Origin of the sequence: Halorientalis regularis, assembly GCF_023698535.1 — an archaeon.
GTDB classification, from domain to species: Archaea; Halobacteriota; Halobacteria; order Halobacteriales; family Haloarculaceae; genus Halorientalis; species Halorientalis regularis.
Window position 1 is genome coordinate 175,499 of the sequence record NZ_JALJCL010000007.1, and the last position, 26,978, is coordinate 202,476.

Consider the following 26,978-nt stretch of genomic DNA (forward strand, 5'->3'; position numbering starts at 1 on the left):
TGGTCAGCGAGGTCGGCGATAGAGGATGTGAGGGTGCGGATTCAGCTAACCGACGGTGTCCTCACGTTCGACACGGACGAAGTGGTCGCGGTGTGGCACCACACGCACTCGCTCGCGGACGCCGGCCTCGAAGGCTGAGACGGGTGTCTAGCGACCAACCGAAACGTGGAGTCTTTGGACGGGGTTCGTCAGCTCGGCAGTTCGACCTCCTCGTCGATCTCGATCTCCTCGCCGACTTCGCTCCGCGAGACCAGCCAGGCCAACCCGACGATGGCACCCAGCGCCAGCAGAATGAACAGCTTCCCCGCCGCGCCACCGGACTCGTCGGCGTCGTCGGCCTCGGCTCCCTCCTCGCCGCCGACGAAGGGTGCGGAGTTGGAGAACGTTGCGTCGTCGAGGTGGAGCTCGAACAGTGTGATGTCGGCCATACTGACGATTCCACGCGAGCCGGCTTACGGTTTGGGGAGACGACGAAGATACCTCGGTGTCGACTCGACGGGGCCGACTCGCACGAGTCGGTCGCCGGGTTCATGTTCGGGCCGGTGCAGAGGACGGTATGGACAGACGACGACGAGAATTCCTCTTCGAATTGCTGGAGACTGGCGCACCGACGGGCTTCGAGACCGCCGCCCAACGGGTCTGGATCGATCACTGCTCGGACGTGGCCGACGACGTGCGAACCGACGCGTACGGCAACGCCGTCGCGGTCCACGAGGGCGACCCCGACGCACCGACCGTCGTGGTGACGGGGCACGGCGACGAGATCGGGTTCGTCGTCCGCCGGATCGACGACGACGGCTTTCTCCACCTCTCGCGGGTCGGCGGGACGGACAAGACCGTCTCCCGCGGGCAACAGGTCACGATCCGCACCGACGACGGCCCGGTCTCGGGCGTGATCGGCCAGACGGCGATCCACCTGCGCGACGGCGACGACGACGAGGTGGCCGAGATCACCGAGCAGTACGTCGACATCGGGGCGGAGGACGGCGACGACGCGCGCGAACTCGTCGACGTTGGTGACCCCCTGACCGTCGCTTCCGGCGTCGAAGCCCTCGAAGGGGCCCGGCTCACCGGCCGCGCGATGGACAACCGCGTGGGCACCTGGAGCGCCGCGGAAGTACTCCGGTACGCGGTCGAGAACGACGTAGATGCGACAGTGAAGGCGGTCAGCACGGTCCAGGAAGAGGTCGGCGGCAACGGCGCGCAGATGATCGGGTTCGACCTCGATCCGGACGCCGCGGTCGTCGTGGACGTGACCCACGCGACGGACACGCCCGGGCTGGCCGCCAAGCGCGACGTGGACGTGGCACTGGGCGAGGGGCCGTCGATCCGGCGCGGGCTCCCGGACCATCCGAAACTGGTCGACGCGCTCCGGACCGTGGCGGACGAGGTGGACGTTCCGGTCCAGCTGGAGGCGGCGAGCAACACCACCAAGACCGACGCGAATTCCATCTTCGTCCAGCGCGGCGGCATCCCCTCTGTCAACGTCGGCATTCCGACCCGGTACATGCACACGCCGGTCGAAGTAATCGACACGAGCGATCTGACCGGTGCCGTCGACGTGGTCGCGGCGGCCGTGGAACGGGCCGAGGAGTTCGCCCCCTACGCGGTGGAGCCGTAGGCAGCCACCGGTCAGTGCTGGAAAACCGGATCGGAGGCACGTTCCGGCCGTTGGAATAGCGGTACGTTTATACGTGCGTCTGCACCCGGTTTCGGTATGAGTGGACGACCGCTGGATGTCCTCGAAGCGGCACTCGGTTCGAGTGTGACGGTCCAACTGAAAGGGGGCGAGATGTACGAGGGAGAGCTCACCGGCTACGACCAGCACATGAACCTGGTCATCGAGGAAGGTGAAGACACAACGATTATACGCGGCGATAACGTGGTCTCGATCAACCCATGACTGGTGCAGGAACCCCGAGTCAGGGGAAGAAAAACACCACGACACACACGAAGTGTCGTCGGTGTGGCGAGAAGTCGTATCACACGAAAAAGAAAGTCTGTTCGTCCTGTGGTTTCGGCAAATCCGCCAAGCGCCGTGACTACGCCTGGCAGGAGAAGTCGGGCGAGTAACGGACGGACACCTCACCATCCACCATGCACGAGAAGTGCGGCGTCGTCGGCGTATCGCTAGAAGACCGAGACGCCGCCCGCCCGCTCTACTATTCTCTGTACGCCCTCCAGCACCGCGGCCAAGAGTCGGCCGGCATCGTCACCCACGACGGGTTTCAACAGCACTCCCACGTCGAGATGGGGCTCGTCGGCGACGCCTTCCAGCAGGGTGACCTCGAAGACCTGAACGGCTCACACGGGATCGGGCACGTCAGATACCCGACCGCAGGGGGCGTCAACGCCTCCTGTGCCCAGCCCTTTTCCGTCTCGTTCAAGAGTGGCTCGCTCGGACTGAGCCACAACGGCAACCTCGTCAACGCAGACGAGGTGGGCGATCAGCTCGCGGAACTGGGCCACGCCTTTACTTCCGACGGCGACACGGAGGTTATCGCTCACGATCTGGCGCGCAACCTCCTCGAAGAGGACCTCGTGCGCGCGGTCAAGCGGACGATGAGCCGGATCCACGGGTCGTACTCGCTGACGATCATGCACGACGACACCGTGCTGGGCGTGCGCGACCCCGAAGGGAACCGGCCGCTCTGTATCGGCGAACTCGAAGATGGCTACGTGCTGGCCTCGGAGTCGGCGGCCATCGACACGCTGGACGGCGAGTTGATACGCGACGTGCGGCCGGGCGAACTCGTCGTCCTCCACGCCGACGGCACGGGCTACGACACGTATCAGCTCGTCCAGCCCGAGAACACGGCTCACTGCTTCTTCGAACACGTCTACTTCGCGCGACCGGACTCCGTTATCGACGACGAACTCGTCTACGAGGTGCGCCGGGATCTCGGGCGCGCGCTCTGGGACGAGAGCGGCATCGACTCCGACGTGGTGATGCCCGTCCCCGACTCCGGGCGGGCGTTCGCTTCGGGCTACGCCGAGGCGGCCAACGAGGACGACGACGCCGACGGCGTCGAGTTCGCCGAGGGGCTGATGAAGAACCGCTACGTCGGCCGAACCTTCATCATGCCGACTCAGGACGAGCGCGAGCGGGCGGTGCGACTGAAGCTCAACCCGATCAAGTCGACGGTCGAGGACAAGACCGTGACGCTGATCGACGACTCCATCGTCCGGGGGACGACCTCCAACCAGCTCGTGCAGTTGCTCTACGACGCCGGCGCGGAGGAAGTCCACGTCCGGATCGGTGCGCCGCCCATCGTCGCCCCGTGTTACATGGGGATCGACATGGCCTCCCGCGAGGAGTTGATCGCGGCCGATCAGTCGGTCGCGGACATCCGCGACGAGATCGGAGCCGATTCGCTGGCCTATCTCTCTATCGACGCCGTGGCTGGCGCGCTCTCGAAGTCCAAAGCCGACCTCTGTCTCGGCTGTGTCACCGGGGAGTACCCCTACGACATCGACGGCGAGGCCAAGGACCGCGAGGTCGACCGGCCCGCCATCGGGACGACTGCGAGCGCGGACGACTGACGGCCGGCTCGACCGAACGGGAGAGCCGGCGAATGGACGAACGGTGACCAGCGGGAGCCGTGAGTCGGGAGGGTGAGCGTAACGAGGCCTCCGACTTTCAGTACAAGACGTATAACAGCAGGTAGACGACGGTCCCAAGAGCGAACGAGACGAGCCACAGCGTCGCGGCGACGCGGCCGACGCGGGGGTGGTTGGTCGTCGGAATCTCGCCCGTCGAGCGGGTCAACGCCAGCAGGAGGACGTAGAACAGCAGGGGGATACAGACGATGGCGAGCAGGATGTGGATGCCGAGGATCGGGAAGTAGACGAACTGCTCGACCGCGGTCGGGCCCGGGAAGTCGGTGGGGCCTTCGAGGCTCACGCGGTAGAGGTAGAGCACGAGGAAGGTGGCAAAGAGCACGAGGGCGGCCAGCATCGCGTTGCGGTGGCGCGTCACCTGGCCCTGGCGGATGGCGCGCCAGCCAGCGAGGATAACGACGATGGCGAGCACGCTCACGACGGCGTTGATGTGGGGAATCGCTGCGAGAAACCACTCGGGGGCCACGGGGAGCGCGGCCCGGGGGATCACGCCGAGGACGGCACCGAACACCAGCGCGAGCGCCACGACGGTCAGCAGGCCGGTCAACTCGGGGACACGGTCTCGCGCGCGCAGTTCCATGGCCGAGAATAGCGTCCGAACAGGAATGTGCGTTTCCGTTCGCGGCGGGCGGTCGGCCGTGACCCGGCTCAGGCGTACGGCGCGGGTCGCTCGCCGAGCGTGAGCTGGACGGTCATCCGTCGCCCGTCGCGGATGAGTTCGACGGGGATCGTGTCATCCGGACTGGTCACCAGCGCGAGGTAGGTCGAGAGTTCCTCCTGGCTCCGGATCGTCTGCCCGCCCATCCCGACGACCACGTCGCCGCCGGTCGGGACCCGAACGCCGTCGATGGTCGTGTTTCCGCTCGATCCTTGGAGGACGCCGCTAGAGGGGCTGTCCGGGCGCACGTCGGCGATGTACACACCGTCGGCGTCGGAGAGACCCTCGGCCTCGGCGATCAGTGGCGTGACGCTGGTGAGGCTGACACCCATGAACGAGTGCTGGTAGTCACCGGTCTCGATCAGCGACGGGACGACACGGTTGGTTAGCGCGGCCGAGATGGCGAAGCCGATGTTGTCGCCGCCGCCCGAGTTGATGACGCCCGCGACTTCCCCGTCGAGCGTCACCAGCGGGCCGCCGCTGTTACCGGGGTTGACCGGCGCGTCCGTCTGGATCGCGTCCGGGATGCGGAAGTTGTTGCGCGCGGGCAGAGAGCGGTCCACCCCGCTGACTACGCCCGTGGTCATCGACCCGGTGTAGCCGAGCGGATTTCCAATCGCGATAACCGGCTGGCCGATGGCGACTTCGCCGCCGATGAGCGATAGCGGTGTCGCCGAGGCAGGGACGTCCGGGACCTCGAGGACGGCGAGGTCGCTGTAGGCGTCGGTGCCGACGACTTCGGCGGTGCGCCACTGGCCGTCGGTGAACTGGACACGAATATCGTCGAAGATGGTCCCCGGTTCGAAGATAGCGCCTCTCGTGTCGGTCACGACGTGTTCGTTCGTGACGATGTACCGGCCGTCGTCGTAGACGAATCCCGACCCTTCGCCCACTCGGCCCCGGGAGTCCGCGTAGACGCGGATCAGGACGACCGAGTCGATCGTCTGTCTGTACACGTCGGTGTAGACCGACTGCGATTCCGGCGTCGAATTGAGCAACTCCGTCGCCTTCGGGTTCGAGACGTTTCCCGAATCCGGTGTCCCCGATCGCGGGGTGTTACAGCCGGCAACACCGGCAGCGACGCCGGTCGCCGCGGCCAGCAACCGTCGCCGTGTCAACTGCTCACTACCCATACAGAGCCGTTAGGAGCGGGGTTGATAAAGACCAGCGATACGATCAGCGAACGCGACGGTTGCAACTCGACGAGAGTGAAAGAGTGAGGGAGGGGATGTGTGGGGTGGGTGGGGGGAACGAGGGGTGGGGTGAAAGTAGGGTGGGTGGGTGGGGTGGGTAGGTGGTGGGATCAGCATGCCACCACTGTGCCAGCACATCTACTTCTGTGGAGGTGGATAATAAACGTACCTGTGCTATTATCTATTCTGATAATCGCCGGTGCCAAAATCGGCTCGGGGTCGGACCGTAACCAGTCACGAGGGGGACCGCAGTTCCGGAAACATCAGAGAGGATTCAGTGATATTTACCGCTTCACCGAAACAAGTCCTTCTTTGGACCGCGTATCTCCCCCAATCTATTTCTTGACTTGCGGTCATACCAAGAACAAGAATGGTTCGCGAATCCGTGGTGTTGTCGGGTGCCTGCCAGTACGGCGTGATTGAGCGATGAGTCAGGGATCTCCAGTCGTCCTCGTCGTGGACGACAACAGGGCTATCGCGAACACGTATACGGCGTTTCTGTCGGACGAGTACGACGTCCGGACAGCCTACGACGGGAAAGAGGCGCTCGGCGAACTCGACGAGACCGTCGACGTGGTGTTGCTGGACCGGCGGATGCCGGAAGTATCCGGTGACGCCGTCCTCGAAGAGATCGAGTCCCGCCAGCTCGACTGCCGGGTCGTCATGCTGACCGCGGTCGACCCGGACTTCGACATCATCGACATGGGTTTCGACGAGTACCTCGTCAAGCCAATCGAGCGCGAGGAACTCAACGAAGTCGTCAGCGAGATGCTGGAGCGGGCGACCTACGACGACGACTTCCGCCGGTTCCTGGCGCTGGTCTCGAAGAAAGCCACACTCGAAAAGGAGAAATCCAGCGCGGAACTGGAAGCCAGCGACGAATACGCCAAGATCAAACGACGCCTCGACGACCGCCGCGAACAGGTCGGCGTCGACATGTCCGACCTCGAAGAGAACTTTTCGGACGTGTCGGGCACGATCAAGGTGACCGAGATGGACGCCTCGGGCGACCGGGACGTGCCGGACATCCCGGGCATCGACGAGGACGAAGCTGGGGAGTGAGTCACTCGCCGCCGTTCGTGGTGGGACTCACTCGACCAATACAGAATCGAGCATGAGACCCCGGATACACGGGAATCTTCGATTCCGGGCCTGCTCACTCGAAGTCACTGCCGCCAGCCGGACGGCACGCGATACTCCCGTCGCTCCGGGGGCAGACGACGTGGTCGGCGTACCTGAAGCAGACGGTCAGGTCGTGATCGGTGGTGCGTGCACTGGTATACAGCGTGTCGAGCGCGTCCGGATCGATGGTGTCGGCAAGGACTGGTAGCTCGGTCGGCCCGCTCTCGCTCACCGTTGCCAGTACCCCGACCACCTGTCCGCTCGCTGATTCAACCGGCGGGTCGAAATCGGTCACGTACCACACGTCGGGGTCCCCGTCTCACGGAGGGACGAAACTCGGAGTCTCCCCACTCACGGGCCGTGACCCCCCATGCAAGAACCGCTCGTTGTACGCCACCCCAATTCTCGAATCCTGCATGGTAAACCAGGGAGCGACGCCGCTGCAGAATTCGATACCACGCCTATCGACGACCTCCGGTGCTGAGGCTCCTGTATTGCACTTGGAAAGGAATTATGCGTGGGTGCAGTCCCAAGGGAATGCACCTGCACTCGGGTCGCGGGCATCGCCCGCGGGATGAGTGCGTGGGACCGGATTTGAACCACGGTCGCGTCAGAGACGCTCCCTGATTCAAATCCGACCGTGCACATCGGACCGCGCAGGTTTTGTGCGGTCGATAGTGCGTGGGACCGGATTTGAACCACGGTCGCGTCAGAGACGCTCCCTGATTCAAATCCGACCGTGCACATCGGACCGCGCAGGTTTTGTGCGGTCGATAGTGCGTGGGACCGGATTTGAACCGGCGGACCCCTACGGGACAGCGCCCTCAACGCTGCGCCGTTGGCCTGGCTTGGCTACCCACGCACTGTGTATCTATCTGCACTCCATCGGTATCCGTGGCCGGATAAAAGGGCTTTCGTTTGCCGACGGCGAACCGGTCGGATCGGATCACCGGGTGGGAGTGATGCCGGGGTAGCAGTGGTGTCGGAAACGGACCTTTCAAATACGGGGCAGCTATTACCGCCCGTATGGCCAAATACTCGACCGGCGGCGCGGGCGGAAACGCCGGCGGGAGCTGCGAACTCTGCGGTACGGAGGACGCCGACCTCCGGACGGCAAACGTCGCCGGAGCCCAGCTCGAAGTCTGTGCGGACTGCGCACAGCACGGCGACGACGCGACCAGTAGTTCCGACGACGACGACAGCAGGAGCGACAGCGACCGCAAGCGCCGCGCGGCCCAGAACGCCGCCCGCATCGACGACGCACGCAAAGGCGACCCGACTCACTGGGAGGAGGAAGGCACCGACTACGAGGACGACCAGTTGCCCTACCTCGTCACCGATTACGGCAAGCGGCTCACCGACGCGCGCCAGGACGCTGGCCTCCAGCTCGAAGAACTCGCCGACGAACTCGGCATCGATCAGGCCGACCTGCTGGCCGTCGAGCAGGGCCGTGCCACCCAGGCCGGCGTCGGCGGCTCCGTCATCTCCAAACTCGAAGACAGGCTCGGCGTGGAACTCGCAGAATCCTGACCAGGCGCTCGATTCTCGGCCCCGTTCGTTTTTGTTCCGTGCCTACCAGCTAGCGCCATGCACCTCTCGCCCGAACAGGAAGCGATCCGCGACAGCGTCCAGGCGTTCGCCGAGGACGAGATCCGCCCGGTCGCCAGTGAGGCCGACGAGACCGGCGAGTTCCCCGAAGACGTGTGGGACGGAATGGCCGACCTCGACCTGACCGGACTCACAGTTCCGGAAGAGTACGGCGGGTACGACGCCGATCGCGTGACCTACGCCCTCGTCAACGAGGCCGTCGCCTACGGCGCGCTCGCGGTCGCCACCGCACTCTCCGTTCACTGTCTGGCGACCTCCTGCATCCGCGAGTTCGGCGACGAGTCGCTCCACGAGGCGTGGCTCCCCGAAATGGTCGACGGCCGACCCGTCGGCGCGTTCGCGCTCTCAGAACCCGACGCGGGGTCGAACCCCGCCGAGATGACGACCGAGGCCCGCCGCGACGGCGACGAGTACGTCATCGACGGCACCAAACAGTGGATCACCAACGGCGAGCGCTCGGGCGTCGTCGTGCTGTTCGCCAAGACCGACCGCGAGGACCCGTCGAGTGTCACGCAGTTTCTCGTCCCGAAAGACACCGACGGGCTGGGAGTCGGGAAGAAGGAGGACAAACTCGGACTGCGAGCGAGCGACACGACGACGCTGGAATTCGACGGCGCGCGGATTCCGGCGGAGTACCGGCTGACCGAGGAAGGCCACGGACTGTCGGCCGCGCTGTCGATCCTGACTGGCGGGCGCATCGGTATCGCTGCCCAGTCGGTCGGTCTCGGGCAGGCGGCGCTCGACGCCGCCGTCGAGTATGCCGACGAGCGCGAGCAGTTCGGCCAGCCCATCGGCGACTTCCAGGCGATCCAGCACAAACTCGCGGAGATGCAGACGACGGTGCAGGCCGGTCGGCTGTTGACGCTGGACGCCGCGCGGCGTGCCGACGCGGGCGAGAGCGTGCGCGGCGCGGCGAGCATGGCGAAGTACTTCGCCAGTGAGGGGGCCGTCGACGTGACCAACGAGGCCGTCCAGATCCACGGCGGGTACGGGTACACCAAAGACTACGACGTGGAGCGGTTCTACCGGGACGCCAAGGTGACGACGATTTACGAGGGGACCACCGAGATCCAGAAGCGCGTCATCGCCGAGGAACTGAACTAATCGCGCTTTCGATTGCGGGCTTCGACGTACCCGAGCAAGCCGAAGAGGTTGACCACGGGCATCGCCGAGACGTGCAGCCAGATCTCGCCCACGTCTTCACGACCACGCAGGTCGAGATACACCCACAGCGGGATCAGCAGTTCGACGGTCAGGAACGCGAGCGCCCCCAGTCTGAGCGCCCGGTCGTACGGCGAGGCGGGCGTCTCGATCCCGACGAACGTCGCCGCGACGACACCGAACAGCACGAGGAGGAGACCGACCTCCCAGACGAACCAGATGCGGAGAACGTTCGCGTTGGACTCGTTCATGGCCTCGGATTCCCGGTTCGTGTGGGCTGGCTGAAAGGGTTCTGGCGTGACAGGGTGACCGATCACCGAAGGGGCTATTTTCGGGCCGATCCTACTCGTGGCCGTGATCCAGGAGTACGACGCGCTGGTCTACGACCTCGACGGGACGCTGGTCCACCTCGACGTGGACTGGGAAGAAGTGCGGGAAGAGGTCGCCGCGGTTCTGCGCCCCCGCGGCGTCGACGTGGACGGCGCGGACCTCTGGACGCTGCTCGAACTGTCCGAGGAGGCGGGGTATCGGCGACTGGTCGACGAGACTATCGCCGAGTTCGAGCGGGAAGGGGCGCGCGCGTCGCGGCGACTCCCGCCGGCACGGACGGTCCCTGCTGACCAGCCGGTCGGCGTCTGTTCACTGAACGCCGAGTCGGCCTGCCGGATCGCCCTGGAGACCTACGGCCTCGACGGACACGTCGACGTGATCGTCGGGCGCGACTCCGTGGCGACCGAGAAGCCACATCCCGAACCGCTCCTGCGGACCGTCGAGGGACTCGGTGCAGCGCCCGAGCGAACGCTGTTCGTCGGCGACTCCGAACGCGACGAGAAGACGGCTCGACGGGCGGGCACGGACTACGTGTACGTGCGTGAGCTAGAGCGCTAGCCGACACCCGCCGATCGAGGCATCGTCGCTGGCTGCTGGAATTAGGATGGGTGATACGGCGGGAGTCCAGCGGACGGTCGGCGAAGCGTGGTCCGTCGTCGCATTACATAAGTTTAGTAGGTGGAACGAGACGCGGTGATATGGACACACGACAATCGAGCAACCGCCACTTCGGGCCCCACCGATGGTAAACGTCGCGCTCTCGCTGGCGCAGGTCGTCGTTGCGCTGGCGCTCGTGATACTCAACGGCTTCTTCGTCGCCGCGGAGTTCGCCTTCGTCCGGATACGGGGGACGTCGGTCGAACAGCTCGTTGAGGAGGGAGCCACCGGTTCGGGGACCCTCCAGGAAGTGATGACGAATCTCGACGACTATCTCGCGACGACGCAACTCGGCATCACCATCGCCTCGCTCGGCCTGGGGTGGGTCGGGGAACCGGCCGTGGCGTCGCTCATCGAGCCCGTGCTGGCGTCGGTTCTCCCGTCGAACCTCATCCATCTGGTCGCCTTCGCGATCGGCTTCACGCTCATCACGTTCCTCCACGTCGTCTTCGGTGAACTCGCGCCGAAGACGATCGCGATCTCCCAGACCGAGCGACTCTCCCTGTTTCTCGCCCCGCCGATGAAGTTCTTCTACTACATCCTCTACCCGGGAATCGTCGTGTTCAACGGGGCCGCCAACGCGTTCACCCGGGCGCTCGGCGTGCCACCCGCGTCCGAGACCGACGAGACGCTCGGCGAGCGGGAGCTCCTTCGGGTCCTGACTCGATCCGGCGAGGAAGGGGACATCGACACGACGGAAGTGCAGATGATCGAGCGGGTCTTCGATCTCGACGACATCGTGGTGCGGGAGGTCATGGTACCACGACCCGACGTAGTGAGCGTTCCGGCGGACGCCTCGCTCTCCGACCTCCAGTCGATCGTTCTCGAGGCCGGCCACACGCGATATCCGGTTCTCGATGCCGACGACGGCGACCAGGTGGCCGGGTTCGTGGACGTCAAGGACGTGCTCCGGGCCGAAGTCGAGGACGATGACGCCGGGTCGGTGGGCGACATCGCCCGCGACATCGTCATCGTCCCCGAGACGATGGCACTGAGCGATCTCCTGCGGCAGTTCCGGGAAGAGCAACAACAGATGGTCGCGGTCATCGACGAGTGGGGCGCGTTCGAGGGTGTCGCGACGGTCGAAGACGTCGTCGAGGCACTCGTCGGCGACCTCCGGGACGAGTTCGATACGGACGAGCGTGAACCGTCGATTCGCCCGCACGACGAGGACGGGTACGAGGTCGACGGCGGCGTCCCGCTGTCGAAGATCAACCACGTGATCGCGGGTGACTTCAGGAGTGACGAGGTCGAAACCATCGGCGGACTGGTACTCGAACAGCTCGACCGTGCACCGGAACGCGAGGACAGCATCGAGGTCGACGGGCACGTGGTCGAGGTGACGAGCGTCGACGGGGCCCGGATTTCGACGGTCTGGGTGCACGAACGCGAGACCGAGGAGTCGGGGGAAAACTGAGCAGGGGGAGTTCCGCGGAGGGGCCGTTCGAGCGCTCTCGCAGCAGACTCGACACGACACCGGGTCGACTCGCGTCCCTCGGAAGTCCACGCTCGGGAGACGGCTACGTCTGCTCGCGGCGCGCATAGAGGTAGACCGCGACGGCGGTACAGAACCAGACGACGGCACCGACCCGGATGGCGAAGTTCGCGCGGGCCGCCCAGGTCTGCAGTTCGACGACGACCGCGAGCATGGCGACCAGTGGCGCGCCGACGACGATGGTCGTGACGAAAGTCACCTGCATCACCCAGCCGTAGTCGACCCCCTCTGGGTCGGTTGTTTCGTCCGGTTCGCGGTCGATGGGCACGTCCGGCCCTCCGGACGGTCCGAATATGCCTCTGTCGGTCCCGCGTTGCCAGTATCGGACACGTTTAGGGGCCCGGCCGACCGACTCGAAGGTATGCGAGCGAAGGACATCCGGGAGAAAGCGGGCGAGGAGCCGATCACGATGCTGACCGCCTACGACGCCCCGACGGCCGAACTGGTCGATGCGGCCGGCGTCGACATGATCCTCGTGGGTGACTCCATCGGGAACCTCCGACTGGGCTACGAGTCGACGCTTCCCGTCACCGTCGACGAGATCGAGAGCGCCACCGCCGCCGTCGCGCGCGCCGCCCAAGACGCGATGGTACTCGCTGATATGCCGTTCCTCTCGTTCGGTGCCGACGAGGACGAGGCCGTCGAGAACTGCGGCCGGATGCTCAAAGAGGCCGACGCCGACGGTGTGAAACTCGAATCCGGCCCCCACACCGTCGAGTTGACGCGTCGGCTCACACGGATCGGCGTGCCCGTCCAGGCCCACCTCGGGTTGACGCCCCAGCGCGAGAACGAGACCGGCCTGTTCCGGCAGGGGACCGACGAGGAGGCGGCCCGGCGGATCGTGGACCTGGCCGAACGCCACGAGGATGCGGGCGCGTTCTCGCTCGTCCTCGAACACGTCCCGGCCAACGTCGGCGCGGCCGTCTCGGAGGCCCTCGACATCCCGACCATCGGCATCGGTGCGGGTCCGGAGTGTGACGGGCAGGTCCTCACCGTCGACGAAGTGATCGGGCTGAGCGAAGGCGTGGCTCCCTTCTCGAAGGCCTTCGGCGACGTGCGCGGGGAGATGCAGGACGCTATCTCGGGGTACAAAGACGCCGTCGAGTCCGGCGAGTTCCCGGCCGAAGAACACAGCCACTACGAGGAAGACGTCGACGACCTGTACTGAGTCGCAGATTAGAGGTCGGCCAGAAATTCGTCCAGTCCGTCGTTGAACGCCTCGGAATTTTCGAGCATCGCCATGTGACTCGTGCCGGGGACCTCGGCGTACTCGGCGTTCGGGAGATTGTCCACGAGATACTCCGAGAACGTCGGCGGGGTCAGCGAGTCGTTGTCGCCGACGATACAGAGCGCCGGAACGGTGATCTCGTCCAGTCGGTCCCGCACGTCGAAGGTGTCACAGGTTGAGAGGTCCCGTCGCAACATCTCGATGCCGACCTCGCGCATGAGGTCGTCGGTCGGCCCCGCGGCGGGGTGGTCGGTGTCCTCGAACAGGACGTTTGCCGACCGCATGAACTGGAGGATCGGTTCCACGTCCTCGCCCAGCAGTGCGCCAACGTCCTCGCCGATGCCGAGTTTGGCACCAGTGCCGGCGAGGACGACAGCCTCGGGGTCGTAGGCGTCCTCCAACACGAGCGTCTGGACGACCGCACCGCCCAGCGAGTGGCCCGCGATCACGTCGGCGTCGACCTCGCGAGCGACCGCGGCCACGTCCGCGACGTATGCCGCCATCGTCTCCGGGCCGGCTTCGGTGGCCACGTCCTCGGACTCGCCGTGGCCACTGAGGTCCACGGTGACTGCGGTGTAGCCGTCGCTGCCGGTCTGGTTGCGCCACACGTCGTGGCGCTGGCCACTCCCGTGGACGAACAGGACGACCGGCCCGCCCGTCGACTCGTCGCTCCAGTACGCCGTCCCGCGACCGTCGTGTGTCACCGTCGCCATGACGACCGCTTCTCCCGACAGGGATTTAAACCCCAGCGAGAGATCCTGATCCACACCTCGGGCTGAACCGCAACACAGCCGTTCAGACAGTACCCCGACGCCCTTTGCCGTTTTCCCGACAAAGGATTTATCTACTATGGCGACTAACTTAGAGTTAGTATGAATGGTCAAGAGCAGTTCAGAGCGGCGGAAGGCCCCGTCGGTCGTCGCGAGTACGACGACGGTGCGGTCGTGTTCGTTGCCGACGTGGGTGTCGGGCGTGACGCGAGCGTGGACGTAGTCGGTGACACGGCAATCGTCGTCGCCGACGACGAGCAGTACGAGTTCGACGTCGAGAGCGGTGAGGACGCGCAAGCGTTTATCAAAAACGGCGTCCTCACTGTCGAGGTGAACGCATGAGACTCACCGTCAAGCCCCTGAAACAGAAGGACGCGGGTCGCGGACTCGCGGCCATCGACCGTGCCGCAATGTCCGAGATGGGCGTCGAGAACGGCGACTACATCGTCATCGAAGGGCAAGAGAGCGGCCGCGCGGTCGCTCGTGTCTGGCCCGGTTATCCCGAAGACGAGGGCAAGGGCGTCGTGCGAATCGACGGCCAGCTCCGCCAGGAGGCCAACGTCGGCATCGACGACTCCGTCGAGGTCGAGGACGCAGACGTCCAGCCCGCGACCTCCATCACGGTCGCGCTCCCCCAGAACCTCCGGGTCCGGGGCAACGTCGGCCCGCACATCCGGAACAAACTCTCGGGCCAGGCCGTGACCACGGGGCAGACGGTCCCGTTCTCGCTCGGGTTGGGTCCGCTGTCCTCGATGTCGGGCCAGAAGATCCCGCTGAAGATCGCCGAGACCGACCCGTCCGGGACGGTCGTGGTCACCGACTCGACGGACATCCAGGTGAGCGAGAAGCCCGCCGAGCAGATCGCCGGTGAACGCGGTGCGGGCGGTGCCGCCAGCCAGGAGACGCCCAACGTCACCTACGAGGACATCGGCGGCCTCGACGACGAACTCGAACAGGTCCGGGAGATGATCGAACTCCCGATGCGCCACCCCGAGCTGTTCCAGCAGCTGGGCATCGAGCCGCCGAAAGGCGTCCTCCTCCACGGCCCGCCGGGTACCGGGAAGACCCTGATGGCGAAAGCCGTCGCCAACGAGATCGACGCGTACTTCACGAACATCTCGGGCCCCGAGATCATGTCGAAGTACTACGGGGAGTCCGAGGAGCAACTCCGTGAGGTGTTCGAGGAGGCCGAGGAGAACTCACCGGCCATCGTCTTCATCGACGAGATCGACTCCATCGCGCCCAAGCGCGGCGAGACCTCCGGTGACGTGGAGCGCCGGGTCGTCGCCCAGCTCCTCTCGCTGATGGACGGCCTCGACGAGCGCAACGACGTGGTCGTCATCGGCGCGACCAACCGGGTCGACAGCATCGACCCCGCACTTCGCCGTGGCGGTCGCTTCGACCGCGAGATCGAGATCGGCGTCCCGGACAAGGACGGCCGCAAGGAGATCCTGCAGGTCCACACCCGCGGGATGCCCTTGACCGACGGGATCGACCTCGACCAGTACGCCGAGAACACCCACGGGTTCGTCGGCGCTGACCTCGAATCGCTGACCAAGGAGTCGGCGATGAACGCGCTCCGGCGCATCCGCCCGGAACTCGATCTGGAATCGGATCAGATCGACGCCGAAGTCCTGGAGCGGTTGCAGGTCACCGAGAGCGACTTCAAGGACGCGCTGAAGGGAATCGAACCCTCCGCGCTCCGTGAAGTGTTCGTCGAAGTGCCCGATACCAGCTGGGACGACGTGGGCGGCCTCGGAGACACCAAGGAACGGCTCCGCGAGACCATCCAGTGGCCGCTGGAGTACCCCGAGGTGTTCGAGGAACTGGACATGCAGGCCGCGAAGGGCGTCCTCATGTACGGCCCGCCGGGCACGGGGAAGACCCTGCTCGCGAAGGCCGTCGCCAACGAGGCCCAGTCGAACTTCATCTCGGTGAAAGGCCCCGAACTGCTGAACAAGTACGTCGGGGAGTCCGAGAAGGGCGTCCGCGAGATCTTCGAGAAGGCCCGGTCGAACGCACCGACCGTGATCTTCTTCGACGAGATCGACGCCATCGCGGGCGAGCGGGGCCGCAACTCCGGCGACTCCGGCGTCGGCGAACGGGTCGTCTCCCAACTGCTCACGGAACTGGACGGCATCGAGTCCCTGGAGGACGTGGTCGTCATCGCGACCTCCAACCGGCCCGACCTGATCGACTCGGCGCTGCTGCGGCCGGGCCGGCTGGACCGCCACGTCCACGTCCCCGTCCCGGACGAGGACGGCCGCCGGAAGATCCTGGAAGTCCACACCCGCAACAAACCCCTGGCCGACGACGTGGACCTGGACAAGCTGGCCCGCAAGACGGAGGGCTACGTCGGTGCCGACATCGAGGCGCTGACCCGCGAGGCCTCCATGGCCGCCTCCCGGGCGTTCATCAACAGCGTCTCCCCCGAAGAGGTCGGCGAGAGCGTGGGCAACGTCCGCGTGACGATGGGCCACTTCGAGAACGCGCTCGACGAAGTCGGCCCCAGCATCGACGACGAGACCCGCGAGCGCTACGACGAGATCGAAGAACGCTTCGACACCGCCGAGCCCGCCGTCGACGAGGACACGGTCAGCCGGACCTTCCAATAGCACCCCACCTTTTTTCGCCTCGGGTTCGCCCCACAGGCGCGAACCACTCGGCGCGAAAAGTTACTCAAACGCCGACTTGACCCATCGCTGGTAGTTTCATACGTGGTGATATAGTACCGACATGGACAGACGCACGTTCCTCGGCCTCACGGCCAGTGTCGGCGTGGTCGCGACAGCGGGCTGTAGCGCACCGGGGAAGGCACGGACGCTCTCCGATCCGACGGTCGACGGTGAGTCCAGCCAGCGGAAGTACCTCAGTTTCACCGCGGACGGCGAGGAGATCGCCACCGTCGGCGTCGACGGGCGCGTCGACGACGGGACGATCCGCCTCCCGTTCGAGATCTGGCACCGGGACGGGACTCTCGTGGAGGCGATCACGCTCCGGGTGTGGATGCCACCTCGGGACGCCCCCGCGACGGTGGCCGTCGCGTCGCCGGTCTCTGGCGACAGCTCGCCGCCGCCCGAGGTCGCGCTCTCGGTCCCGGACGGGGAACGGGGTCAGCGCGTCGAGATCACGGACCTGGACGATCTGGCCGACGAGACGATCAGCACGCTGGGCCTGCTGGTCGACCCCCACCCGGAGGCCGAGGGTACCCTTTCGATCGACGCGACCGTCGAACTCGACGGTGGGGGTGTGCTGGCGAGCGACTACAGGCTCGACGGGCGCTTGAACCTCGACTTTCCGGACGCCGCGGGTCGGTAGTCCGCGAGCGCCCACGGGCCCGGGCGCTCGCTGGGCCCGCTCTCAGGGGACGTGCCAGATGCCCCGCGTCCGGTCGAGGAGACCCCCGACCACGACGTGTGGGAGCGCGATCACGCTGATGAACACGCTCCAGAACGCGACGCCGCCGAACAGCCAGGAGTCGGTCGGGAGCGGCGTCGGAACCAGCATCCAGAACGCCACGGCGACGGCGGCCGTCGCGAGCGCGCCGGCGACCAGCGCGACCCAGGCCCGGAGCGCCACCTCGCCGACGCTCGCGGTCCGGCCCCCGAGCAGGTCCCGGCCGCCCGTCTCGGGCGCGGCGTCGACGGCCAGTTCCCGGGCGACCTGCCTGGCGGAGTACCACAGCGGGAAGTACAGTCCGACGGCCACGATCACGGGGACGACGGCGAAGTACCCGATCAGGAGGATGGTCTCGGTGGCGTCGGCCAGCCAGGCACCAGTGTCCGGCCGGCGCAGGTACCCGAGACCGAGGTGGGCGGCGACGACACCGGCGTACCCGAGCCCGATCACTGGGCGGGTCAGCCCGAAGTGGGGGGCGATGGCCCCCATCGCCGCCGGGTCGACCATCGAGACCATCAGGCCGCTGAACGCACGGAAGGTGTCGGGGAAGGCGAGGACGGGGACGGCCATCACGGCACCGCCGCGGGCGAGAACGGCCAGGACGCGCTGGCCGCGGGTCCGGAGGTGGCCGGTCCCGGTCGTCGCCGCGAGGACGTGCAGGTCGCCACCGCCGCCTTTGAGGACGGCGACGAGGATCGCCAGCGCGAGGCCGGCGACCGGCGCGATCAGGAACAGTCCGACGAAGGCAGCGGCCAGCGCGAGGTAGGCGGCGACGTACCACAACCGGAAGGTCGCGGTGCGCCGCCGGAGGTTCGCGAAGTGTTCGTACCCGCCGTGGGGCAGGTTCAGGGCCACCATCCCGAGGAGGTAGACGGCGGCCTGAGTCGCTATCGGTACCGTCGCTCCCGCGACCCGGAGCCCGAGGAAGAGGGCGGCGACGCTCACCAGCGCCGCCCGCGAGAGCGAGTGCACCGTCGGTTCGACGCCGCGACCGAACAGCCGGCTGGTGGTGGTGCTCATCGACGGGACGTAGGGGTGCCACCGCGGTAACCGGGCACCCCAAACGCTTGGGGACCGCCGGGGCCGAACCCGGGAACTGGGAACGCCGCCGGGGAGTTATATGGGGAAAATCCCTAGCCGCGCGCATGCCCGGCGTGCGAGCCGAACTGGCAGTCCACGGACCGAGCGGGTGCCCCGTCGCCCGGCTGGCGACCGAGAGCGACGCGCCGGTGACGGCGGTCAACTGGACCCGGCTCGACGGGGAGTTCACCGAGGAGTTCCGCGTCGACGGCGACGTCGCCGCGAACGGGGACGGGGCGCTCGCGGAGGCCGAGCAGGTCGTCGAGGTCGGCGAGGAGCAAGTGTACCAGTACACTCGGGCCGCGACCGGCGACTGCGCCTGTGAGACCATCGAGTCCCTCGGCGTGCCCGTCGCCGACGTTCGCGTCGAACCGGAGGGCGTCCTCGTGGTGACGCTGCACCTCGACGACGTCGAGCGACTCAGGGAGGTCGTCAGCGAACTGGACGGGACTGCCGAGCGCGTCGAGGTGCGGTACCTCCTCCGGGAGTCCGCCGACGGGGACGGTGAGGGCCACGGCGACCAGGCGCTGATCGATCGGGGTCGGCTGACGGAGCGCCAGCGCGAAGTCCTCAGGACGGCCTACCGGATGGGGTACTTCGAGCATCCGCGGGACGCGAACGCGACCGAGGTGGCCGACCGCCTGGAGATCGACACCTCGACGTTCACCGAACACCTGGCGGCCGCACAGGCGAAGCTACTCGACGACCTGCTCGTCGTCTGAACCGGGGGCGCAGGCGTCGGACAGGCGGGCGCTCGCCGCGACCGCCTGCCCGTACGCCAGGCCGCCGTCCCCGGGCGGCACGTCCCGGTGCCCGAGGAACGTGTGGCCGGCCGCCTCGACTCGCTCCCGGAACCGCCGGGTGATCGCGTCGTTGTACGCCACGCCGCCGGTGAAACCGACCGCCGAGCGGTCGCGCTCGCGGGCGGTCCGGATCGCGACCGTCGCGAGCCCGTCCGCCAGGAGCCGCTGTGCGGTCGCGGCCACGTCCCGGGCCGGCCGATCGGCGGCGAGGTCGGCTATGAGCGTCATCGCCTCGTCCACGACCAGCACCCGCTCGCCGCCGCGGCGCTCGACCGGTGGCTCGACGTCGATCGGGTCACCGCGGGCGGCCAGCGCCTCCAGCCGGAGCGCGGGCTCGCCCCGGTACCGGCGCTCGTGACAGCACCCGAGGAGGGCGCTGACGGCGTCGAGGAAGCGCCCGGCGCTACTCGTGGGCGGGCTGTTGAGCCCGCTGGCGGCCTGTTCGTGGATCGTCGCGGCCGCATCCAGCGTGATCTCGGGGTCGCGCGCGACCGCCGCGACCGCCCGCTCCTCGTCGAACAGTGCGGCGAGGATCCGGGCGGGTCGCTCGACGGCGGCCTCGCCCCCGGGCAGGCGGAACTCGCTCAGCCCGCCCACGCGGCCGCTGTCGGACAGCGTCGCGTCGAGGACCTCGCCGCCGCGGACCACGCCGTCGGGACCGTAGCCGGTGCCGTCCGCCGCGACGACGACCGCCCGCTCGCGTTCGTGTTCGCCGAGCAGGGCCGCGGCGTGGGCGTGGTGGTGGTAGACGCCGTGCGACTCGCCGGCCAGGTCGTCGGCGACGTCGGTCGTCCGGAACCCGGGGTGGTGGTCGTGAGCGACGACGTCGGGGTCGGTGCCGCAAAGCGACAGGAGGTGGTCGGTGGCCTCCCGGAGGAAGGCGGCGGTCGCGGGGTCGTCGACGGCCCCGACGTGCTGGCTCGGGACGACGCTCGACCCGTCCGCGACGGCGACGGTCACGTCCGACCGGCCGCCGACCGCGAGGACGGTCGCCCCGGCGTCGACGGGGTTCGGGAGCCGCTCGGGCACCCACCCGCGGGACCGCCGGAGGAACCGCCGCTCGCCGTCGACGTGACGGACCACGCTGTCGTCACAGCGGGCGACGATCCGCCGGTCGTGGACCAGCGCGGCGTCGATACAGTCCAGGTCCAGCAGGGCATCGTTCGTGGTACACATCGGGCGGCCGGGCGGGTTCGCGCTCGTCATCACGAGGGGCGCGTCGAGCCGGCCGAACAACAGGTGGTGGAGGCCGCTGTAGGGCAACATGACGCCGACCGTGTGGAGTCCGGGTGCGACCGCGTCGAGCCAGGTCGCCCCGTTGCCGTCGAGGACGGTGATCGGGCGTCGCTGGTCGGTCAGCGTCTCGGCCTCGGCCTCGGAGACGGACGCGAACCGCTCGACCGCGGCCGGCGAGGGGGCCATGACGGCGAAGGGTTTGGCCGGGCGGCCGGTTCGCTCGCGGAGGCGCTCGACGGCTTCGGGGTCGGTCGCGAGACAGCTCAGGTGCGCGCCGCCGGTCCCCTTGATGCCGACGATCTCGCCGGCCCGGAGCCGGGTCGCGAGGCGGTCCAGGGCCGCGGTCCCGGTCGCCCGTTCCGTCCCGTCGGCGTCCCGGAGCGACAGCGTCGGGCCACAGGTCGGGCACGCGACGGTCTGGGCGTGGAACCGCCGGTCGGTCGGGTCCTCGTAGGCCCGCTTGCAGTCCTCACAGAGCGGGAACGCGGCCATGGCTGTCCGCTCGCGGTCGTACGGAAGCGCCTCGGTGACGGCGAACCGCGGCCCGCAGTCGACACACGAGGTGGCCCAGTAGCCCGCGAACCGGGAGTCGGGATCGCGGATGTCGTCGCGACACGCCGGACAGAGGCCGGTGTCCGGTGGCACGAGCGTCGTCCGCTCCTCGTCGGCGGTCGAGCGGTCGATGTCGAACCCGCCGTCGCCCGTCGGCTCGCGGTCGCTGGCCGTGACGGCGTCGACGCTCGCGAGCGGCGGCGGGTCCGACCGGAGCCGGTCGACGGCGGCCGACACCGCGTCCGGGGCCCCCTCGAAGCGGACGACGACGCCGCGGTCGGTGTTGCGGACGCGCCCGTCGAGGTCGTACTCGGCGGCCGTCCGGGCGACGAACGGGCGAAAGCCCACGCCCTGGACGGTGCCGGTGACCACGACCTCGACGGCGCGGCGGTCGGTCGTCTCAGCCATGGTGGCGTGCGGCGTCGGTGCGGGCGGCGTCCAGCAGCGCCGCGAGGTCCTCGATGCCGCGACCGGTCCGGGCGTTCGTCCGGAGGGTCGGCGTGTCGGGTGCGACCGTCGTCACGTCCTCCGCCATCCGGTCCACCTCGGCTCCGACCGCGTCGGCGACGTCCACCTTGTTGATGACGGCGGCGTCACAGGCCTGGAACAGGAGCGGGTGTTTCCGCACCACGTCGTCGCCCTCGGTGGGACTGACGACGACGAGCCGGCGGTGCGCACCCAGCGGGAAGTCCGCCGGACACACCATGTTGCCGACGTTCTCGACGAACAGGACGTCGAGGGCGTCCAGGTCGAACCCGTCGAGCGCCGCGTCGAGGCGCTGGGGGTCGAGGTGGCAGTCCTTGCCGGTCGTGACGTTGGCGACCGCCACGCCGTGGTCCCGGTAGCGGTCGGCGTCGTCGGTGCCGGAGACGTCGCCGGCGACGACGCCGACCGTCTCCGCGGCGAAGGGACCCTCCAGCAGGCGCTCGACCAGCGCCGTCTTGCCGCTGCCGGTCGCGCCGAGCAGTTCGACCGCGAAGACGTCCGCGTCGTGGGCCAGGCGCTCGTGGACGCCCCTGGCTCGCTCGCGGACGGCTTCGAGCACGTCCGATTCGGCGTCGTCGGTCGCGGCCTCGGCCGCGTCGCCGTGGCCGAACCGATGGGTCCGGAGCGGTACCGCGTCGTCCAGCAGGCCGTGCAACCGTGGGAAGGGGAGTCGTGCGTGTCTCATGGGTGGGTGTCTCGCGGGTCGGGGGTCTCGATGCGCGTCAGTCCACACTCCGTTCCGGCGGTCAGGGTGACCCCGCCGCCGCACTCGGGGCAGCGGCGGTCGGGCGCGCCGGCGACGGTGTCCGCCAGCGTGTCGAGTTCGCCCGCCCAACCGCACGCGCACTCGCCGCGGGCGGGCACGCGCTCGAACCGGACCGTCGCGTCCTCGGCGGGCGTGCCCTCGGCGATGGTCTCGATGCAGAACGCGATCTGGTCGGGGACGACGTGCGTGGCCGCGCCGATCCGGACGGTCAGCGCGTCGATCCGGTCGGCGTCGTGGTCGCGGGCGGTCGCGACGGCGCGGTCGACCAGCCGCCGTGCGACGGTCAGTTCGTGCATGCTCAGCAGATCCGAGGCAGCGTCTCGCCGGTCGGGACCGGGAGGTACCGCTCGCCGACGCCGGTATCGAGGACGACCTCGCCGGGGTGGTCGGCGACGGCGCGGCCGACGATCCGGGCGTCCGCGCCGCCGGGTTCGTCGCGCAGGCGGTCCCGGACGCGCTCGGCGTCCTCCGGGGCGACCCCGAGGACGATACGCCCCTCGCAGGCGACGGTCAGCGGGTCGATCCCCAGCACCTCCGCGGCACCGGCCGTCGCGTCGGCGACCGGGACGGCGCGCTCCTCGACGACGAGCCCGAGGTCGGCGGCGTCGGCCAGTTCGTTGACGGCGGTCGCGAACCCGCCGCGGGTGGGGTCGGTCGCGGCGGTCACCCGGCCGACCTCGCGGGCGGCGGCGACGAGGTGGGCGACCGGGGCCACGTCGCTGGTGAGCGGCGAGGCGAACTCGAAGTCCTCGCGGGCCGCCAGCAACGCGACGCCGTGGTCGCCGACCGGCCCGGACACCACGAGGCGGTCACCCGGCGAGAGCCCGGCGGCCGGGAGGTGTGCGCCCCGCTCGATGCGCGCGACGCCGGTGGTCGTGACGACCACCTCGTCGACCTCGCCGTCGCGGACGACCTTCGTGTCGCCGGTGCGGACGGGACAGCCGACCCGGTCACAGACCGCCGCCATCGAGTCGAGGTAGGCGTCGACCCGGTCGACGGGCGTCCCGGCCTCGACGACGACCGCGGAACTCAGTCCGAGCGGGTCCGTCGCGCCCATGGCCGCGAGGTCGTTGATCGTCCCGCAGGCGGCCAGCCGGCCCACGTCCCCGCCCGGGAAAGACGGGGGGTCGACGACGTGGCTGTCGGTGGTGATCACGACCGCGCCGTCGTCGGTCGGGAGCACCGCCCCGTCGTCCAGCGCGGCGAGGCCGACGCCGGCCGGGTCCGCGGGGGCGTCGCCGAACCGGTCGACCACGAGGTCGGCGAGCAACTCCCGGGTCCGCTCGGTCCCGGCACCGTGGGCCAGCGTGACGGTCCGGTCGGTCACGGCCGCCGGTCACCCCCGTAGGCGTGCTGGATCCGACACGGCCCCTCGTCGCTGACCATGCAGGCCCCGACCGGCGAGCGGGGCGTGCAGGCCTCGCCGAACAGCGGGCAGTCCCGCGGGGCGGCGCGACCGGCCATGATCTCGCCGCAGATGCAGTCGCTCCCGCGGCCGTCGTCGGCCGGCGTCTCGATCTCGAACCGGCGGCGCGCGTCGTACTCGGCGTAGGGCTCGCGGATGCGCAGGCTGGCGTCGGGCACCTGTGCGATCCCGCGCCACTCGCCGGGGACGCGCTCGAACACCTCCCACAGCGCCGTCCGAGCCCGTTCGTTGCCGGCGTCGGCGACGCATCGCGGGTAGGCGTTGGTCACCGTCGCCTCGCCGTCGCGCAGGTCCTCCAGCAGGAAGACGAGCGCGGCCAGCACGTCCAGGGGCTCGAACCCCGCGACGACGACGGGGAGGTCGTGGCGCTCGACGACGGACTCGAACACGTCGGTCCCGGTGACGGTGGCGGCGTGCCCGGCGGCGAGGAAGCCGTCGATGCGGGTGTCGGGGTGGTCGGCGACCACGTCCATCGCCGGCGGGACGTACTTGTGGGCCGACAGCACCGAGAAGTTCGCGGGCGGTCCCTCGCGCAGGACCGCGGCCGTCGGCGCGGCGGTCGTCTCGAACCCCGTGGCGAAAAAGACCACCTCGCGGTCGGTCTCGCGGGCGATGTCGGCGGCTTCGCTGGCGCTGTAGACGGTCCGGACGTCCGCACCGGCGTCGCGGGCCGCGGCCAGGCTCTTCTCGGTGCCCGGGACCCGGATCATGTCGCCGTAGGTGGCGACGACGTGGCCGGCTTCGGCGAGCGCGACCGCCTCGTCGACCTCCGGCCGGTCGGTGACACAGACCGGACAGCCCGGCCCCATCGCGACCGTCAGGCCGTCGGGCAGGACGCTCCGGATGCCGAACTCCGCGATGGCCTCCTCGTGGGAGCCACAGACGTGCATCACGCGCACGTCGCCGTCGACCGCCGCGACGAGTCGCTCCAGGCGGTCCCGGAGCCGGTCGGCCCGGTCGGGGTCCCGGAACGAGAGCGCGTCAGTCGTCATCGGCCACCTCCCCGGTCGCGGCGGCCTCGTAGAGTTCCACGGTCCGCTCGACCTGTGCCTCGGGGATCCTGCGGATGGCGAACCCGGCGTGGTTCAGCACGTAGTCGCCGACGGACAGGTCCGCGCCGACGACGTCGATGCGGACCCACTTCTCGGCACCGCCGAAGTCCGCTCGGGCCTCGTTGCCGTCGATCTCGACGACCTCGCCGGGGACGCCGAGACACATCAGCCGTCACCTCCCTCGCCGGTCTCCCACGGGTCCTGGGCCAGCAACCGCTCGGGGCGCATCCGGCCCCGAACGCGGTGGCCGCGGGCCTCGTGGTCGTCGAGCGCCTCCGCGTCGATGCGTTCCTGACAGTCCTCGCAGTACCAGGTCGATTGCATGGTCTGACCTCCGTCGTGCTGGGGGGCGAGACCGCACTCGGCACGGACCAGCGCCGCGGCCGTCGGGACCGCCGCCGCGACCGGGTCGGTCACTCCGACGCCGACCTCGACCGCGGCGGGGACGATCCCGACGAGGACGAGCCGCTCCGGCAGATCGTACACGCTCCGACAGGACCGCAGGGCGTCGGCGATGGTGAAATCGTGCAGCGTCACCTCCGGCGTCCCGTCGGGCGGCGCGTCCAGTCGGTAGCGGCCGACCGTCCCCGCCGGCGCGTCGTCGGCGACGGCGTCGACGACGACCCCGCGTTCGTGACCGCTGAGCGCTTCGAGGGCGAACATCGCGGTCGTGCCGGCGAAGGCGGTCTCCACCGCCGGCAGTTCCAGCCGACGGACGACCGCGCGGCCGACGCCGTCGTCGCGCCGCGTCGGGTTGCCGACGCCGACGACGGCCGTCGCCGCCGCCGACCGGCACGGCAGACGATCAGTGGCCATCGGCGGACCCTCCGGGTGCGTGCGGCTCGACCCTCGTCTCGAACGACCCCTCGGGGCTCTGGACGTGGACCGCACAGCCCAGACAGGGGTCGAACGACCGGACCGTCCGCATCACGTCCACCGGGTCGGAGACGTCCGCGACGGACATGCCCTCGACGGCCTCCTCGAAGACGCCGGGCTGGCCGTCCGCGTCCCGCGGGCTCAGGTTCCAGGTCGTCGGGGTCACGATCTGGTATCCCTCGACCTCGCCGTCCTCGACCCGGACCCAGTGGGAGAGGGCGCCGCGGGACGCCCCCCAGAAGCCGACGCCGGTGCCGGTGAACTCGTCGGTCCAGTCGGCCTTCGTCGGCGCGTCGAGGTCGACGGCGTCGAGCCACCGGAGCAGGTGGTCACGGGTCGCCAGAAGTTCCTGGACCCGCGCTGCCAGGCGGTTGAACGTGCTGCTCGCGGCGACCCCGTTCCCGAGGTCCGCCCGGAGGTCGAACGGATCGGACCGGGCGGCGATCTGTCGGGCCAGCGGCCCCGTCTCCATCGTCTCGCCCTCGAACCGGGGGGCTTTCCCCCAAGAGTAGGCGTCGGCTTTCTCCGGGTCGGGATCGGGCGCGGGGGCCTCGTCGATCCGACCGCCGGAGGCGTCCGTGTACCAGGCGTGGCTCACGTCCTCGGTGATCCCCTCGATCAGCTCGTCCCGCGAGGGCCGCGAGAGGGCCTCCCCGTCGTAGATCCCGCGAGGGAACACCAGCGAGTCGTCGCCGGTGCCGTAGAACATGCCGTTGGCGTAGAACCGGCCGGGGCCGACGCCGAACCCGTCGGCACCGGCGTCAGCGGCGGCCAGCAGCAGGCAACAGAGGTCGTAAGTGCCGACCCCCTGCTCGGGGACGGGGCCGCCGTCGCGGGCGCGTTCGAGGTGTTCGGGGAGCGCCTCGGTCGGTCCGAGCCACTCGTCGACACCCGACAGCGCCTCCCGGACCGCCGTCAGCGCCGCCTCGTCGGGGTCCGCGGTGACGCCGCCGGGGGCGTAGGTCAGCGGGTGCGGCGCGCGACCCCCGAACTCCGTGAACGCCTGGAGCAGGTCGCGCTGGCGGGCCAGCGCCGTCTGGTACCCCGCGCCCTCGACGGGGTCGAGGCGGTCGAACCCCGTGTCCGCGACCGCGTCGCTGTAGTCGGGGCCGGCCAGGACGAACAGGTGGACCGCGTGGTTCCACATGAGGAACAGCCCCTCCATCACGTCCCGGAGGAGCCGCCCGGTGACGGGGACGCCGTCGAAGACGCCGGCGCGTCGCGCGGCGTCTTCCAGGGCCAGGATCGACGCCTGGCGGTGGCAGGTGAAACAGACGCCACAGACCATCTGTGTCACCTGGGGCACGTCCGAGGGCGTCCGCCCGTGCGTGATGGACTCGATGCCCCGGAACATGTTCATCTCGCTTTCGGCCCGGACGACGCGGCCGTCCTCGACCTCCAGCGTCGTCGCGTGGTGGCCCTCGATGCGCGTGGTCGGGTCGATCTCGATTTCGGGCAT

At 68.8% G+C, this 26,978-nt stretch carries 30 protein-coding genes and 1 tRNA gene; 14 read left to right on the forward strand and 17 right to left on the reverse strand.

All coding sequences use genetic code 11. The annotated features are described in order from the left end of the window. Positions 1–188: 188 nt before the first annotated feature. On the reverse strand, positions 189–428 hold the full coding sequence (locus MU521_RS11035) for a hypothetical protein (protein WP_092692188.1): 240 nt from the start codon (positions 426–428) through the stop codon (positions 189–191). Positions 429–556: 128 nt separating this feature from the next. On the opposite strand from MU521_RS11035, the gene MU521_RS11040 reads away from it, so the two are divergent. From MU521_RS11040 to purF, 4 genes are all read left to right on the forward strand, one after another. Continuing rightward, positions 557–1,621: a M20/M25/M40 family metallo-hydrolase gene (locus MU521_RS11040; protein WP_092692186.1), complete on the forward strand. Its 1,065-nt coding sequence runs from the start codon at positions 557–559 to the stop codon at positions 1,619–1,621. 96 nt (positions 1,622–1,717) lie between these two features. Further along, the gene (locus tag MU521_RS11045; RefSeq protein WP_077204959.1) at positions 1,718–1,903 is read left to right on the forward strand and encodes an LSM domain-containing protein; all 186 of its coding nucleotides are present in this window, start codon (positions 1,718–1,720) and stop codon (positions 1,901–1,903) included. Further along, positions 1,900–2,073: a 50S ribosomal protein L37e gene (locus MU521_RS11050; RefSeq protein WP_077204960.1), complete on the forward strand. Its 174-nt coding sequence runs from the start codon at positions 1,900–1,902 to the stop codon at positions 2,071–2,073. The genes MU521_RS11045 and MU521_RS11050 overlap by 4 nt, the downstream gene beginning before the upstream one ends. Positions 2,074–2,097: 24 nt before the next feature. Then, positions 2,098–3,543 (forward strand): amidophosphoribosyltransferase, encoded by a 1,446-nt coding sequence (gene purF / locus MU521_RS11055; RefSeq protein WP_092692184.1) that lies wholly within the window; start codon positions 2,098–2,100, stop codon positions 3,541–3,543. 97 nt (positions 3,544–3,640) lie between these two features. Here the strand turns inward: purF and MU521_RS11060 are convergent, their stop codons facing one another. Beyond that, on the reverse strand, positions 3,641–4,201 hold the full coding sequence (locus MU521_RS11060; protein ID WP_092692181.1) for a DUF420 domain-containing protein: 561 nt from the start codon (positions 4,199–4,201) through the stop codon (positions 3,641–3,643). Positions 4,202–4,269: 68 nt separating this feature from the next. Then, the gene (locus MU521_RS11065; RefSeq protein WP_092692179.1) at positions 4,270–5,412 is read right to left on the reverse strand and encodes a S1C family serine protease; all 1,143 of its coding nucleotides are present in this window, start codon (positions 5,410–5,412) and stop codon (positions 4,270–4,272) included. A 486-nt stretch (positions 5,413–5,898) separates the two neighbouring features. Between MU521_RS11065 and MU521_RS11070 the strand changes: the two genes are divergently transcribed. After that, entirely contained in the window at positions 5,899–6,534 is a 636-nt protein-coding gene (locus MU521_RS11070; RefSeq protein ID WP_092692176.1) for a response regulator, read from the forward strand. A gap of 94 nt (positions 6,535–6,628) precedes the next feature. On the opposite strand, the gene MU521_RS11075 is transcribed toward MU521_RS11070, so the two are convergent. Together MU521_RS11075 and MU521_RS11080 are read right to left on the reverse strand one after the other, a co-directional pair. Beyond that, positions 6,629–6,889, reverse strand: a complete 261-nt coding sequence (locus tag MU521_RS11075; RefSeq protein ID WP_139171111.1) for a HalOD1 output domain-containing protein — start codon at positions 6,887–6,889, stop codon at positions 6,629–6,631. Between the two features lie 482 nt (positions 6,890–7,371). Further along, positions 7,372–7,456, reverse strand: a tRNA-Leu gene (locus MU521_RS11080). Positions 7,457–7,620: 164 nt separating this feature from the next. Here MU521_RS11080 and MU521_RS11085 point away from each other — a divergent pair. After that, positions 7,621–8,124, forward strand: a complete 504-nt coding sequence (locus MU521_RS11085) for a helix-turn-helix domain-containing protein (RefSeq protein WP_092692172.1) — start codon at positions 7,621–7,623, stop codon at positions 8,122–8,124. Between the two features lie 57 nt (positions 8,125–8,181). Further along, positions 8,182–9,306 carry an acyl-CoA dehydrogenase family protein gene (locus tag MU521_RS11090; RefSeq protein ID WP_092692170.1) on the forward strand — a complete coding sequence of 375 codons (1,125 nt, stop codon included), beginning with the start codon at positions 8,182–8,184 and terminating at the stop codon, positions 9,304–9,306. Here MU521_RS11090 and MU521_RS11095 read toward each other — a convergent pair. Beyond that, complete coding sequence (locus MU521_RS11095) at positions 9,303–9,614, reverse strand: hypothetical protein (RefSeq protein ID WP_092692167.1); 312 nt, start codon at positions 9,612–9,614, stop codon at positions 9,303–9,305. The genes MU521_RS11090 and MU521_RS11095 overlap by 4 nt on opposite strands. A gap of 103 nt (positions 9,615–9,717) precedes the next feature. Here MU521_RS11095 and MU521_RS11100 point away from each other — a divergent pair, with 103 nt between their 5' ends. Then, positions 9,718–10,251, forward strand: coding sequence for an HAD family hydrolase (locus MU521_RS11100; RefSeq protein ID WP_217630149.1), 534 nt, complete (start codon positions 9,718–9,720; stop codon positions 10,249–10,251). A gap of 184 nt (positions 10,252–10,435) precedes the next feature. Continuing rightward, the gene (locus MU521_RS11105; RefSeq protein WP_092692165.1) at positions 10,436–11,767 is read left to right on the forward strand and encodes a hemolysin family protein; all 1,332 of its coding nucleotides are present in this window, start codon (positions 10,436–10,438) and stop codon (positions 11,765–11,767) included. 103 nt (positions 11,768–11,870) lie between these two features. On the opposite strand, the gene MU521_RS11110 is transcribed toward MU521_RS11105, so the two are convergent. Then, the gene (locus MU521_RS11110; RefSeq protein WP_092692658.1) at positions 11,871–12,050 is read right to left on the reverse strand and encodes a DUF5822 domain-containing protein; all 180 of its coding nucleotides are present in this window, start codon (positions 12,048–12,050) and stop codon (positions 11,871–11,873) included. Positions 12,051–12,206: 156 nt separating this feature from the next. Between MU521_RS11110 and panB the strand changes: the two genes are divergently transcribed. Continuing rightward, positions 12,207–13,013, forward strand: coding sequence for a 3-methyl-2-oxobutanoate hydroxymethyltransferase (gene panB, locus MU521_RS11115; RefSeq protein ID WP_092692162.1), 807 nt, complete (start codon positions 12,207–12,209; stop codon positions 13,011–13,013). Between the two features lie 8 nt (positions 13,014–13,021). Here panB and MU521_RS11120 read toward each other — a convergent pair whose 3' ends face one another. Beyond that, positions 13,022–13,786 (reverse strand): alpha/beta fold hydrolase, encoded by a 765-nt coding sequence (locus MU521_RS11120; RefSeq protein WP_092692160.1) that lies wholly within the window; start codon positions 13,784–13,786, stop codon positions 13,022–13,024. A gap of 159 nt (positions 13,787–13,945) precedes the next feature. On the opposite strand from MU521_RS11120, the gene MU521_RS11125 reads away from it, so the two are divergent. The 3 genes from MU521_RS11125 (at position 13,946) to MU521_RS11135 (ending at position 17,161) form a co-directional block, all read left to right on the forward strand. Further along, positions 13,946–14,185 carry a DUF7127 family protein gene (locus tag MU521_RS11125; RefSeq protein WP_092692157.1) on the forward strand — a complete coding sequence of 80 codons (240 nt, stop codon included), beginning with the start codon at positions 13,946–13,948 and terminating at the stop codon, positions 14,183–14,185. Then, positions 14,182–16,458, forward strand: a complete 2,277-nt coding sequence (locus MU521_RS11130) for a CDC48 family AAA ATPase (protein ID WP_092692155.1) — start codon at positions 14,182–14,184, stop codon at positions 16,456–16,458. Before MU521_RS11125 ends, MU521_RS11130 begins: the two co-directional genes overlap by 4 nt. A gap of 121 nt (positions 16,459–16,579) precedes the next feature. Then, complete coding sequence (locus MU521_RS11135) at positions 16,580–17,161, forward strand: DUF8121 family protein (protein WP_245681176.1); 582 nt, start codon at positions 16,580–16,582, stop codon at positions 17,159–17,161. Between the two features lie 42 nt (positions 17,162–17,203). Here MU521_RS11135 and MU521_RS11140 read toward each other — a convergent pair whose 3' ends face one another. Beyond that, complete coding sequence (locus tag MU521_RS11140) at positions 17,204–18,262, reverse strand: Brp/Blh family beta-carotene 15,15'-dioxygenase (protein ID WP_092692151.1); 1,059 nt, start codon at positions 18,260–18,262, stop codon at positions 17,204–17,206. A 125-nt stretch (positions 18,263–18,387) separates the two neighbouring features. On the opposite strand from MU521_RS11140, the gene MU521_RS11145 reads away from it, so the two are divergent. Next, on the forward strand, positions 18,388–19,044 hold the full coding sequence (locus tag MU521_RS11145; protein ID WP_092692148.1) for a helix-turn-helix domain-containing protein: 657 nt from the start codon (positions 18,388–18,390) through the stop codon (positions 19,042–19,044). On the opposite strand, the gene hypF is transcribed toward MU521_RS11145, so the two are convergent. Genes hypF through MU521_RS11185 form a run of 8 tightly spaced genes read right to left on the reverse strand, consistent with a single transcriptional unit; the run spans position 19,018 to position 26,978 of the window. Then, positions 19,018–21,321 (reverse strand): carbamoyltransferase HypF, encoded by a 2,304-nt coding sequence (hypF, locus tag MU521_RS11150; RefSeq protein WP_092692145.1) that lies wholly within the window; start codon positions 21,319–21,321, stop codon positions 19,018–19,020. The genes MU521_RS11145 and hypF overlap by 27 nt on opposite strands. Then, complete coding sequence (gene hypB / locus MU521_RS11155) at positions 21,314–22,084, reverse strand: hydrogenase nickel incorporation protein HypB (protein ID WP_092692143.1); 771 nt, start codon at positions 22,082–22,084, stop codon at positions 21,314–21,316. Before hypB ends, hypF begins: the two co-directional genes overlap by 8 nt. Continuing rightward, positions 22,081–22,461, reverse strand: coding sequence for a hydrogenase maturation nickel metallochaperone HypA/HybF (locus MU521_RS11160; RefSeq protein ID WP_092692141.1), 381 nt, complete (start codon positions 22,459–22,461; stop codon positions 22,081–22,083). Before MU521_RS11160 ends, hypB begins: the two co-directional genes overlap by 4 nt. A 2-nt stretch (positions 22,462–22,463) precedes the next feature. Continuing rightward, on the reverse strand, positions 22,464–23,492 hold the full coding sequence (gene hypE / locus MU521_RS11165; protein ID WP_092692138.1) for a hydrogenase expression/formation protein HypE: 1,029 nt from the start codon (positions 23,490–23,492) through the stop codon (positions 22,464–22,466). Further along, the gene (gene hypD / locus MU521_RS11170) at positions 23,489–24,583 is read right to left on the reverse strand and encodes a hydrogenase formation protein HypD (protein WP_092692135.1); all 1,095 of its coding nucleotides are present in this window, start codon (positions 24,581–24,583) and stop codon (positions 23,489–23,491) included. The genes hypE and hypD overlap by 4 nt, the downstream gene beginning before the upstream one ends. Beyond that, the gene (locus MU521_RS11175) at positions 24,573–24,809 is read right to left on the reverse strand and encodes a HypC/HybG/HupF family hydrogenase formation chaperone (protein WP_092692133.1); all 237 of its coding nucleotides are present in this window, start codon (positions 24,807–24,809) and stop codon (positions 24,573–24,575) included. Before MU521_RS11175 ends, hypD begins: the two co-directional genes overlap by 11 nt. Then, positions 24,809–25,459 (reverse strand): hydrogenase maturation protease, encoded by a 651-nt coding sequence (locus MU521_RS11180; RefSeq protein ID WP_092692131.1) that lies wholly within the window; start codon positions 25,457–25,459, stop codon positions 24,809–24,811. Before MU521_RS11180 ends, MU521_RS11175 begins: the two co-directional genes overlap by 1 nt. Further along, on the reverse strand, positions 25,449–26,978 hold the full coding sequence (locus MU521_RS11185) for a nickel-dependent hydrogenase large subunit (RefSeq protein WP_092692129.1): 1,530 nt from the start codon (positions 26,976–26,978) through the stop codon (positions 25,449–25,451). Before MU521_RS11185 ends, MU521_RS11180 begins: the two co-directional genes overlap by 11 nt.